The organism is Azonexus fungiphilus (assembly GCF_003634965.1).
Classification (GTDB): Bacteria; Pseudomonadota; Gammaproteobacteria; order Burkholderiales; family Rhodocyclaceae; genus Azonexus; species Azonexus fungiphilus.
In genome coordinates this window covers 244,751-256,828 of record NZ_RBXP01000015.1, presented here as the reverse complement: position 1 = coordinate 256,828, position 12,078 = coordinate 244,751, and the positions used below count along the sequence as shown (strand labels likewise).

Genomic DNA, 12,078 nt, shown 5'->3' with positions numbered 1-12,078 from the left:
GCCATGAGCGAAATCGATCTCAAACGTTTCTTCCTCGAACAGGTCCCCCTGTTCGCCAGTTTCCCGGCCGACCAGGTCGAGGAAATCGTCATCAAGTCACGCCTGGCCACCTTCGAGGGCAACGAGGCGATGCTCGAGACCGGCGACCAGGGCCACGGCATCGGCGTGATGATCAGCGGCCACGCCGAGATCTCGACCTCGGACAACACCGGCACCCGCAGCGTCATCGCCCAGCTCGGCCCGGGCGACGTCTTCGGCATCATGTCGGTGCTCACCGGCGAGAAGATCAGCGCCGACGTCATCGCCGGCAACCGCTGCTTCGTCCTGATGATCCCGCAGGAAGTATTCACCGGCCGCGTGCTCAGCAACCCCAAGGCGATCGTCTACCTCTCGCGGCTGCTCGCCGACCGCACGCGCGCCATGAGCGCCGACACGCACACGGTCAACGGCGCCGGCACGGCAAAATCCGACGACCCCTACGCGCTGTCGCTGACCACCAGCCAGCCGGGCAAGGTGGTCGCGCTCAACGTCGGCATCAGCCAGATCCACTTCGGCATCTACGACACCCGCGAAAGCGGTGCCGACATCCACGGCATCATCGACAACGCCGACCAGCAGCACGCCCGCATCACGGTCATGGTCGGGCCGCAGCGCCAGGTCATGGAACATGCGCCGTTCAAGCTGTCCGACCTGTTCAAGGTGATGAGCGAGGCGACCGCCCTGCTCGGCCCGGCCTTCACCTTCCACCCGGAAGACGTGACCGCCATCGGCCACCGCGTCGTGCATGGCGGCAACAAGTTCTCCAGCTCGGTCGTCATCACCCCGGCGGTGATCGCCGACATCGAGGAACTGGCGGTCTTCGCGCCGCTGCACAACCCGGTCAACGTCGCCGGCATCCGCGTCGCCCTCAAGCATTTCCCGAACGTGCCCCAGGTCGCCGTCTTCGACACCGCCTTCCACCAGACGCTGGCGCCCTACGCCTACCTCTACGGCCTGCCCTACGACCTCTACAAGCAGCACGGCATCCGCCGCTACGGCTTCCACGGCACCTCGCACCGCTACGTCTCGCTGAAATCGGCGGAAGTGCTCAAGCGCCCGCTCGGCGAACTGGAGATCGTCTCCTGCCACCTCGGCATCGGCGCCTCGCTGTGCGCCATCGACCATGGCCGTTCGGTGGACACGACGATGGGCATGACGCCGACCGACGGCCTGATCATGCCCAGCCGCTCGGGCAGCATCGATCCGGCGGTGATGATCCACCTGCTCGAACAGCACAAAATGACGCCGGAACAGCTGTCGACCCTGATCAACAGCGAAAGCGGCCTGAAGGGCATCTCCGGCATCTCGAACGACATCGCCGAAATCGAGGCCGCCGCCGCCGAGGGTCATCACCGCGCCCTGCTCGCGCACAAGGCCTTCTGCTACCAGGTGCGCAAGAACATCGGCGCCTACGTCGCGGCAATGGGCGGCATCGACGTCCTCGCCTTCACCGGCGACATCGGCGAAAGCAGCGCGACGGTGCGCAGCCTGGCCTGCCAGGGCCTCGAATTCATGGGCATCCGCCTCGACGAGGACAAGAACCGCAACCTCGGCAAGCTCGATTCGCATGCCGTCATCTCGGCCGACGATTCGCCGGTCAAGATCCTCGTCGTCGCCAACGACGACGAGCGCCTGGTCGCCTGGGAAGCGCTGCGCGCCATCGAGCGCAACGAACTGCTGCTGGAAGCGCAGGCCGAAGAGGCACCGGCGATCCCGGTCGAGATCTCGGCCCACCACGTGCATCTCTCGCAGGCCGACGTCGAGGCGCTGTTCGGCCCCGGCCACCAGCTGACCCCGATGCACGAACTGTCGCAGCCCGGCCAGTACGCCTGCGAGGAAAAGGTGCACCTGGTCGGCCCCAAGGGGCGCATCGCCAACGTCCGCGTGCTCGGCCCGACGCGCAAGGAAACCCAGGTCGAGATCGCGATGACCGAGCAGTTCAAGCTCGGCGTCCAACCGCCGATCCGCCAGTCGGGCGACCTCGCCGGGACGCCCGGACTGACGCTCGAAGGCCCGTACGGCAGCAGCCAGATCGAGCGCGGCGTGATCTGCGCGCAACGTCACATCCACATGTCGCCGGACGACGCCATGCGCTTTCGCGTACGCGACAACTACGTCGTCCGCGTGCGCGTCGAGGGCGAGCGCGAGCTGATCTTCGGCGACGTCGTCGTCCGTGTGAATCCGGCCTTCCGCCTGGCCATGCACATCGACACCGACGAAGGCAACGCCGGCAATCTCAAGACCGGCATGCTCGGCTACATCGAGGAAATCCAGAGCCGCGCCTGAGCGCCGGCGAAATCTCCCGCGCCCCGCGAACCGGCCCGTCACGGGGCCGGGCCGGATTTTTTCCGGATAGAATATGACCTTTCGCTTATCGCGGGTTTTGCCATGCTCCTCCGTTCGCCGCGCCTTGCCCGGGCGCTTGCCCGCTGGTTGATCGCGCTGGCCAGCCTGCTCCCGGCAGCGCTGCCGGCAAGCGGCGAAACGCTGTACTTCGCGCCCCTGCCAATGGAGCAGCCGGAAGAAGTGATCAAGCAGGTCAAGCCGCTGCTCAGCTACCTAGAACAGCGCCTCGGCATCAGCATCGAAATCCACTACTCGACGTCCTACGCCGAGATCCTCGAACGCTTCCGCACCGGCCAGATCGACCTTGCCTATCTCGGCCCCTTGCCCTACGTCAGCCTGCGCGACAGCTTTCCGCAAGCCGAGCCGCTGGTGCACTTCCTCGAGGCCAATGGCGAAGCCAGCTACTCCTGCGCCCTCGTCAGCAATGGCCCGCCGCTGCAGAACCCCCTGCACCAGCGCCGCTTCGCGCTGACCCAGCCGCTCTCGACCTGCGGCTACCTGGCGGTCGACGCCCTGCTGCGCAAGCAGGGCGCACGCCTCGACCAGCAACGCTTCCGCTATCTCGACAAGCACGACGAAGTCGCGCTCGCCGTCGCCCGCGGCGATTACGACTACGGCGGCGCCAAGACCGCGATCGCCCGCAACTACGCCCACCTCGGTCTGGTCGTCCTGGCCGAGACGCCGCCACTGCCCGGCTTCGCCCTGATCGCCAACGGCCGCCGGCTGTCCGGCGAGCGCATGCAGGCCTTGCGCAAGGCGCTGACCGGGCTGGCCCCGCAGCAGCGCGACCGGACGCTGATGGCCGACTGGGGCCGGCAATTCCGCTACGGCGCGGTGCCTGCCGCCGACGGCGACTACGACGTCGTACGCAAGCTGCGGCGGCAGGCGGTGATCCCCGAGCAAGGCAACTTCTGAGCATGCCCGATCGCCGCCCGCCGCAAATCCATCGCCAGGCCCGCGGCTGGGCACTGGCCGCCTTCCTCGTCCTGCCGCTGATCGGAACCTGGCTGCTGCACAGCAGCCAGCAGGAAAAACAGGCGCTGCACGAAGAACAGCACACCCAGGAGCTGGCAACGATCTATCAGGCCAGCCTGCAGACCTACGCCAAGGCAACCTCGATCCTGTTCTCCGAACGCATCAAGCAGCGCGAAATCCTGACCCTGATGGACGCCGCCTCGCAGGCCAGCGGCGAAGCCCAGATTCCCTACCGCGCCCGGCTCTACCAGCTGCTCTCGCCGACCTACCGCAACCTGCGCGAACTGGGCATCCGCCAGCTGCATTTCCAGACCGCCAACGGCGACAGTTTCCTGCGTTTCCACGAACCGCAGAAATACGGCGACAACCTGCTGGCGATCCGGCCTTCGATCCGCCAGGTGCTGGAAACCCGGCAGCCGGTGCAGGGTTTCGAAGCCGGCCGGGTCAAGTCGGGTTTTCGTTTCGTGTACCCGCTGCTCGACGGCGACCGCCTGCTCGGCGCGGTCGAGACCAGCATCGGCTTCCTCGCCATCCGCGATGCCATGCAGCAGCTCGAACCGTCGCGCGAATTCCATTTCGTGCTGGCCAGCGAGCGCACCCTGCCGGTGCTCTTCGAATCCGAGCGCTGGCTTTACGGCGAGTCGAAGATCCATCCCGGCTTCCTGGTCGAGGATCCCCAGGTGACGCTGCCCGACAGCCCGGCGCCGCCGTCGCCCCGGGTCGCCGCCCTCGACCTCGAACTCGCCGGCAACGCCACGGTCCGGCGCGCGCTCGGCGAATTCCGCGCATTCTCGCTCAGCGTCGGCAGCAGCGACGATCCGTGGGTGGTCAGCTTCCTGCCGATCGACGACATTTCCGGCCGCCCCAGCGCCTACATCATCGCCTACACCAAGGCGCCCTTCATCGGCGTGCTGCGCGAGGAGTTCTGGACCCAGTTCGGCCTGATGCTGGCCACCCTCGGCGCACTGTTCTTCCTTTTCCTGCGCCTGCTCGCCTCGCGCGAGCGGCTGGTCCAGGAACAGCGCAACCTGATCGCGGTCACCGAAACCATGGGCGACGGCCTCTACGTACTCGACGAGAACGGCCGCGTCGTCCTCGTCAATGCCGCCGCGCTCGAACTGCTCGGCCTCGAGCGCACGGCACTGATCGGTCAGGTCGGCCACTACCTGTTCCATCGCCATGGCGCCGACGGCTGCGGGCCGCTCGCCGAATGCCCGATTTTCCGGGCGGTCAGCAACGGCCGCCATTTCTTCGGCGAGGAAAGGTTCACCCGCACCGACGGCAGCAGCTTCCCGGTCGAGGTCAGCAGCACGCCGCTCTACCAGGGCCGGCGCATCGCCGGCTCGGTCACCGCTTTCCGCGACATCACCCGGCGCAAGGAGGACGAATCACGGCTGCGCCAGGCGATTGCCAGCGCCGAGGCAGCCAACGACGCGAAAAGCCAGTTCGTCGCCAACATGAGCCACGAGATTCGCACGCCGATGAACGGCATCCTCGGCCTCACCGCGCTGACGCTCGACACCGAGCTCGACGCGACCCAGCGCCAGTACCTCGAACTGGTCCGCCAGTCGGCCGAATCGCTGATGATCATCCTCAACGACATCCTCGATTTCTCGAAGATGGAGGCCGGCCGCATGCACCTCGAGGCGACGCCCTTCCGCCTGCGCGAGCTGGCCCTCGGGACCGCCCGCGTGCTCTCCGCGCGCGCCGCCGAGAAAGGCCTGGAGGTGCTGATCGACATCGCCCCCGAGGTTCCCGACGGCCTGGTCGGCGACCCCGGGCGGCTGCGCCAGGTGCTGCTCAACCTGATCGGCAACGCCATCAAGTTCACCGAGCAGGGCGAGGTGATCCTGCGCATTGCCCGCGCCGCCGCCGGCGACGGCCAGTGCCGGCTGCGCCTGTCGGTGATCGACAGCGGCATCGGCATCCCCCACGACAAGCAGGCGGCAATCTTCGATGCCTTCGGCCAGGCCGACGCCAGCGTCACCCGCCGCTTCGGCGGCACCGGCCTGGGCCTGACCATCAGCCGCGAGATCGTCCGCCTGATGGGCGGCGAACTGAGCCTCGACAGCGTCCCCGGTGAAGGCAGCAATTTCCATTTTGAGCTCGAATTGCCGGTCGACCGTGACCGTCCCGAACCGCCGCCGCTACCGCCGTCGGAGAACGACGGCCTGTGGCTGCTGGCGATCCGCAACGACCGCCTGCGCAAGCTGCTGGCCGCCGGTCTGCGCCGGCTCGGCCGCCAGGTCCAGCTGTGTGCTGGCAGCGGTGAACTGCGCCAGCGCCTGCAGGCACTGGCCGGCCACGACGAAGCCGGCCGCTACGCCGTCCTCGTCGCCGAGCAGGAATGGCTGCCGGCGAGCTTCGCCGAGATGCCGCTGTTCCGCGGCGGCCTGCGCCCCGGGGCGGTGGTCCTGGCACTGACGCCGATGAACGCGACGATCCCTTCGGCAACCCGCAACTTCGCTTCGCGCGAGCTGCCCAAGCCGCTGCTCGCCGAGGAACTGCTCGCCGCCGAGCATGAGGTCCGCGCCATCGCCCGCCGGCCGGACAAGCGCCGCGCCTGGCACGGCAGCACGCCGGTCGCCGCCGTCGCCGCGCCGGCGACGCTGCACATCCTGCTGGTCGAGGACAACCCGATCAACCAGCGCCTGGCCTGCGCCCTGCTCGAAAAGCAGGGGCATTGCGTCAGCCTCGCCCAGCACGGCCAGGAAGCCCTCGAGATGCTCGCCGATGCGGCCTTCGACCTGGTCCTGATGGATATCCAGATGCCGGTGCTCGACGGCCTCGAGACGACCCGCCAGTGGCGTGCCCGCGAAGCCGCCGAGGGCCGCCGGCCGCTGCCGATCATCGCCATGACCGCCAACGCGATGGCCGGCGACCGCGAGGTCTGCCTCGCCGCCGGCATGGACGGCTATGTTGCCAAGCCGGTCAGCGTCGCGACCCTGAACGCGGAAATCGAGCGGCTACGGCCGACGACCGGCTCAGTCGGCGGGTAGGCCGGCAATGCCGCGGCAGACCTCGGCCAGTTCGGCGGCCAGCAGGTCGAGCTCGCCGGCCAGCTGATCGCGGCCGGCACCGCTGCGCAGCGCCTCGTTGAGCCCGCTTGCCCGGCGATGCAGCGCGTTCAGCGCCAGGGTACCGGCGGCCCCCTTGAGGGCGTGCGCGAGCTGCTCGGCGGCTGCACGGTCGCCGGCGGCCAGCGCGCCACGCAGGCGATCGGCGTCGTCGGCATGGCGCTCGGCAAACATGCGCAGCAACTGCGCCGCCTTGTACGCCCGCCCGCGCATCACCGGCAGCAGGGTTGCCGCATCGAGCCCGGGAAGTGCGTGCAACGCCGCCGCCAGCGGATCGGCGCCAGGGTCGGCCACGACCGGCGCCGCGGCCGCCTGCGGCAGCCAGCGCAGCAGCGCCGCGTAAAGGGCGTCGGGATCGACCGGCTTGGCGACGAAATCGTTCATGCCGGCGTCGAGGCAGGCCTTGCGGTCCTCGGCGAAGGCGTTGGCGGTCATGGCCAGGATCGGCAGGTCGCGGCGCCCGGGCAGCAGGCGGATCCGCCGGGTCGCCTCGAGCCCGTCCATCAGCGGCATCTGGACATCCATCAGGACCAGGTCGAAGCTTTCGCGTTCGAGCAGGTTCAGCCCTTCGCGGCCGTTGCCGGCGAGCTGCACGGCGAGACCGATGTCGCAGAGCAGCGTCCGCGCCACTTCCTGGTTCACCAGGTTGTCCTCGCACAGCAGGATGCGCGCACCACGGCAATCACGCGCCAGGCGTTCCTCGACGCTTTCGCCGGGCAGTGCCGGCAGGCTGCCGGCGACCTCGCCCTCGGCACGGCCCAGGCGGACCGAGAACCAGAAGCGGCTGCCGACCCCGGGCGTGCTCTCGCAGCCAGCGCTGCCGCCCATCAGTTCAGCCAGCTGGCGGGTGATGACCAGGCCCAGACCGCTGCCGCCATGCAGCCGCGTGGTCGAGTTGTCGGCCTGCTCGAAGGGGTTGAACAGCCGGGCCAGGGTTTCGGCATCGATGCCGATGCCGCTGTCGCAGACCTCGAAATGCAGCTGCACCGAGCTGTCGTCGCCGTCGACCAGGCGCCCGCGCAGGACGATGCTGCCCTGCTCGGTGAACTTGATGGCGTTGCTCAGGTAGTTGAGCAGCGCCTGCGCCAGCCGGGTCGGATCGCCGTGCACCAGCAGCGGCAGCCCGGGCGCCTGCAACTGCAATTGCAGGCCCTTGGCCTGCGCCCGCTCGCGAACCAGGCCGAGGGTCCGCTCGAGCAGTTCCGGCAGGTTGAAGTCGGCCTGCGCCAGTTCGAGCTTGCCGGCCTCGATCCGCGACAGGTCGAGGATGTCGTTGATCACCGAGAGCAGGTGGTCGGCCGAGGCCTTGATCATCTCCAGATGGCCCCGCTGGCCGTCGTCGGTGGCCTGCTTGAGCAGGCGGTGGGCCAGGCCGACGATGGCGTTCATCGGCGTCCGGATCTCGTGGCTCATGTTCGCCAGGAAGGCCGACTTGGCGCGACTGGCAACCTCGGCCGCTGCCTTGGCGGTCTGCAGTTCGGCGGTGCGCTGGTCGACCAGTTCCTCGAGGTGGTGGCGATGGCGGTCGAGTTCCTCGCCGATCCGCTTGCGCTCGGTGATGTCCTGCTTGACCGCGAGGTAGTGGGTGACCCGGCCGTCGGGCTGGCGGATCGGCGAGATCACCGCGAATTCGTAGAAGATCTCGCCGCGCTTGTTGCGGTTGGTCAGCTGGCCGAGCCAGTTCTCGCCGCGCTGCAGGGTTTCCCACATCGACTGGTACTGGCTCTGCGGCGTCAGGCCGCTTTGCAGCAGGCGCGGATTCTGGCCGAGCAGTTCCGCGGCCGAATAGCCGCTGACCTCGACGAAGGCCTGGTTGACGTACTCGATGCGCGCCTCGAGGTCGGTGATGACGACCGCCACCGGGCTCTGTTCGACCGCCTGCGACAGCTTGCGCAGCTGGGCTTCGGCCAGCTGGCGGTCCTCGAGCATGCTGAGCAGGGTCAGCCGCATCCGGTCGGACTCGGCCAGCAACTGCTCGCTTGCCGCCTGTGCCGAACGCATCGATGCCTGGGCGGCGATCCGGTCGCCGATGTTGCGCGCCAGGACCATGAAACGCGCCATTTCGCCGCCACCCGGCTTGCGCGTCGTCGACAGCTCGAACCAGCGGCGCCCCTCGGCAAACTCGAGCTCGAGCACCTGGCCGCGCGAGCGCCCGTTCGCCGCCGCCTCGGCCAGGGCCTGCCGGCAGAGGGCGGCGGCGGCCGGCGGCAGGATGTCGTCGAGGCGGCGCTCGAGCAGCGCGTCCGGCGACAGTTGCAGCTGCTCGGGATCGCTCGCCCAGACATTGAGGAAACGACCGTCGGCGGCGACTTCGAAAAGCAGGTCGGGAATCGCGTGCAGCGTCGCTTCCAGGTTCTCGCTCAACTCGCGCGACTGGCGCGTCTGGACCAGCAGGCGCTCACGCTCGGCGAGCAGTTCGCGGGTGCGGGCGCCGACCTCGCGGCGCAGCAACACGTTCCAGGCGAGCAGCAGGCCGCCGGCGAGGAGCGCGACGAGCACCGCGTAACCGGCATAGGCCGGCCAGCGCGGCAGCGGCTCGGGCGTCGCAGGGGTCAGCCACTTGGCGCGCAGGGATTCGGTTTCGGCGCTGGAAATTGCCGCAAAACCGGCGTCGACCGTGGCAACCAGCGCCGCCCTGTCCTTTTTCGCGACCCGGTGCAGTTGACCGTGAAACAGCGTGAACGCCTCGCGGAATTCACGCGCGCCGCCCTTCCGGGTGAGCAGGAAATGCGCCGGCGGACCGTCCATGCAGAAGATGCGCAGGTCGCCGGCGATCGCGGCACCGATCATCACCTCGTAGTCCGGATACTGGTCGAGCCGCGTGATGCGCTGTTCGAGCAGCTGTTCCGGACAGGCATCGCCGTCCATGACGCCGACGACGAAGCCGCGCAGCGTGCCGATGCCATCGATGCCCTGCAGGCTGCGATGGACGAAGACCGGTACCGGTATCTCGGCGTAGGGCTGCGAATAGGCCAGCCGCTCGGCCCGCGCCGGGGTCCGGAAGACGCCGTCCATCAGATCGACCTCGCCGGCCTCGAGACGGCGCATGCCGAGATTCCAGTCGCCTGCCTGAAGGTCGACACGGCTGCCGGTACGGGCCGACCACAGGGCCCACAGGTCGACCAGGTAGCCGCGCAACTGGCCGTCGCCGTCGCGGAAGACGTAGGGCGGGTAGCTTTCATCGACGGCAACGCGCAAGCTGGCCGGCAGCGCCGGGCTGGCCACGGCCGCACCAGACCAGGCGAGCGCGATGAGCAGGCAGGCGCAGCAGCGGTTCACGGGCGGCCCTCCGGCAGTTCGACGCTGGCGTAGCGGGCCGGTTCGCCGAGCCGCTGACAGAGCGCGTTGACCTCCTGCTTGAGGCTGAGCACGCGCTCCTCGCGACCGATCACCACCTGCTGCCAGCGGCGCAGCTCGTCGAGCTGCTGGCGCAGCCGCAGATCGGCCTCGGACAGCCCGCGGTGCATGCTGCGCACCGCCGCCTCGCGCTGGGCGCTCTCGATGGCGATCGCGGCCAGGGTCGTCGCCGCATCGACATGATCGCGCAAGGCTGCCGGAATCTCCGGATCGACCGTGGCCCAGTAGATGGCGAAGGTGCCGAGGACACGCCCGTCGCGCGCCTTGATCGGCGACGACCAGCAGGCAGCCAGGCGGTGCGGGAGCGCCAGCTGGCGGTAGTCGGCCCACAGCGGATCGCTGGCGATGTCGGCGACCAGCACCGCCTCGCCGCGCCAGGCGGCGGTGCCGCAGGAGCCGACCGCCGGCCCGATGGCCGCGCCGTCGATCGCCTGGCAATAGGCCCCGGGCAGGCTGGGCGCGGCGCCGTGGCGCAGATGCCGGCCGTCGTCGTCGAGCAGCAGGACCGAGCAGCGCAGCGCCGGATCGCGCGCCTCGATGCGCCGGCACACCTGGTCGAGCACATCGGGCAGCGGCGCATCGTCGGAAATCAGGCGCAGGATCGCGTTGCCGAATTCGAGGCGCTGCTGCTGCTCGCGCTGGGCAGTGATGTCGATGAAGGTGACCAGGCAGTCGTCGCCGAGCAGCACGCCGGCAATCTCGACGATGCGCACGCTGCCGTCGCCACAGGTCACCGCGCACTCGACCGGCGCCACCGCGGCCTGGGCGGCGCGTGCGCTGGCGACGGCGGCGCGCCAGCGGCCGGCGACCACCGCCCGGTAGTCGGGATCGGGAAAGGCGTGCGCCGACCAGCGGCGCAGGTTGGGGACCTCGCCCAGGGCATAGCCGAACAGCTCGGCGAAACGCCGGTTGAGGAAGGCGACGCTGCCGTCGGCATTGACATAGCCCATCGGCAGCGGCGCCTGCTCGAGGAGATCGCGGAAACGCGCTTCGCTGCGCCGCAGTTCGGCCTCCTGGCGCTTCTGCGGATCGATGTCGATGGCGACGCCGGCCGAATGCAGCGGCCGCCCGCCGGCATCGCGCTCGATGACGCGGCCGCGCGAGCTGAACCAGCGCATCTGTCCCTCGCCGTCGCGGACCCGGAAATCGATCGTGAACTGGCCGGCGCCGCCGGCCAGCGCCTCGTGGAAGGCCTGGCGGACCTTGTCGCGATCCTCGGCGACAACGCGCTCGAGCATGTCGGCGAAGGACTCGAAGACCTTGTCGCGCGCGAACTGGAGCACGCTGTTGAGCGCCGCGCTGCGGATCACCACGTCGCGCCGGTGGTCGTACTCCCAGGTGCCGACGCCGGTTGCCTCGAGCACCACCTCGAGCTGGCTGGCCAGACGGCTGCGCCCGCTTTCCATGAGCACCACGCTCAGGCGTTCGAGCAGGCGGTGCTGGCCGATCACCCCGACCGCCCGCCCGTGGCGGCCGCAGACGACCAGGTGACGCAGGTGCAAGGCGGCCATCCGGCGCGCCGCCTCGGCCACCGAGACGTTCTCGTCGATGGTCTGCAGCGGCGTCGACATGACGCTGCCCGCCGTCGTCGCGCGCAGGTCCGGCCGGCGCTGCATCAGCCGCGGCAGGTCGCGCTCGGTGATGATGCCCCGGGCAACGCCGTCGCACCCGATCAGCACGTGGTCGAGGCGCCGCTCGGCCATCAGGTCGAGGACCTCGATCAAGGCCTGCTCGGGGGCGAGCAAGGGTTCGATCGGCTCGATGATCGCCTGCAGGTTGCGGATCGCCTCGAACAGCGCGTTGTCGAGCTGGCGCCGGAAGTCGCTCTCGCTGGCGAGGCCGGCCAGGCGGCCCTCGCCGTCGACCAGCACGAGGTGGCGGATGGCGTGGCTGGACATCAGCAGCTGGGCGGCGGCGAAATCGATGTCCGGGCGCGTCGTCACCAGCGGCGCGCTCATCACCTGGTACACCGGCACCGTGTCGGGAACCTGTTCGCGCAGCAGCCGGAGCAGGTCCCATTCGGTCAGGATGCCGACCGGCCGCACGCCGTCGACGACCACCAGCGACGAGATGTAACGCTCGGCCAGGCAAGCCACGGCATCGCCCAGCGGCGTTCCGGCGGGCACGGTCAGCACCTCGCTGCTGGCGATATCGGAAAGCTTGAGCGCAGCGACGGAAGCCATCTCGGCGACCTCCCCCAGGTTCGCGCCGGCACTCGCCGGCAGGTCGACAATGCATCGGCCGGCAGTGCCGCCTACCCGATGCGCATGTTTCGATTCTAGTC

General features: G+C 69.2%; 5 protein-coding genes. 3 read left to right on the top strand and 2 right to left on the bottom strand.

Going from position 1 to position 12,078, the window contains the following annotated elements; translation table 11 throughout:
- Window positions 1-3 precede the first annotated feature (3 nt).
- The 3 genes from DFR40_RS10665 to DFR40_RS10655 all read left to right on the top strand — a co-directional run bounded on the left by DFR40_RS10665 (window position 4) and on the right by DFR40_RS10655 (window position 6,359).
- Window positions 4-2,325, top strand: a complete 2,322-nt coding sequence (locus DFR40_RS10665) for an acetate/propionate family kinase (RefSeq protein WP_121458471.1) — start codon at window positions 4-6, stop codon at window positions 2,323-2,325.
- 102 nt (window positions 2,326-2,427) lie between these two features.
- On the top strand, window positions 2,428-3,300 hold the full coding sequence (locus DFR40_RS10660) for a PhnD/SsuA/transferrin family substrate-binding protein (protein WP_121458470.1): 873 nt from the start codon (window positions 2,428-2,430) through the stop codon (window positions 3,298-3,300).
- Window positions 3,301-3,302: 2 nt separating this feature from the next.
- Window positions 3,303-6,359 (top strand): ATP-binding protein, encoded by a 3,057-nt coding sequence (locus tag DFR40_RS10655; RefSeq protein WP_121458469.1) that lies wholly within the window; start codon window positions 3,303-3,305, stop codon window positions 6,357-6,359.
- Here the strand turns inward: DFR40_RS10655 and DFR40_RS10650 are convergent.
- Both DFR40_RS10650 and DFR40_RS10645 read right to left on the bottom strand, forming a co-directional pair.
- Window positions 6,345-9,716 (bottom strand): PAS domain S-box protein, encoded by a 3,372-nt coding sequence (locus DFR40_RS10650; protein WP_170160202.1) that lies wholly within the window; start codon window positions 9,714-9,716, stop codon window positions 6,345-6,347. The genes DFR40_RS10655 and DFR40_RS10650 overlap by 15 nt on opposite strands.
- Window positions 9,713-11,977 (bottom strand): CBS domain-containing protein, encoded by a 2,265-nt coding sequence (locus tag DFR40_RS10645; RefSeq protein WP_121458467.1) that lies wholly within the window; start codon window positions 11,975-11,977, stop codon window positions 9,713-9,715. Before DFR40_RS10645 ends, DFR40_RS10650 begins: the two co-directional genes overlap by 4 nt.
- Window positions 11,978-12,078: the final 101 nt, after the last annotated feature.

Excerpts from the sequence above, each read along its gene's own strand:
- DFR40_RS10645 (WP_121458467.1), bottom strand. The coding sequence starts at position 11,977 with ATGGCTTCCGTCGCTGCGCTCAAGCTTTCCGATATCGCCAGCAGCGAG.
- DFR40_RS10660 (WP_121458470.1), top strand. The coding sequence starts at position 2,428 with ATGCTCCTCCGTTCGCCGCGCCTTGCCCGGGCGCTTGCCCGCTGGTTG.
- DFR40_RS10665 (WP_121458471.1), top strand. The coding sequence starts at position 4 with ATGAGCGAAATCGATCTCAAACGTTTCTTCCTCGAACAGGTCCCCCTG.
- DFR40_RS10655 (WP_121458469.1), top strand. The coding sequence starts at position 3,303 with ATGCCCGATCGCCGCCCGCCGCAAATCCATCGCCAGGCCCGCGGCTGG.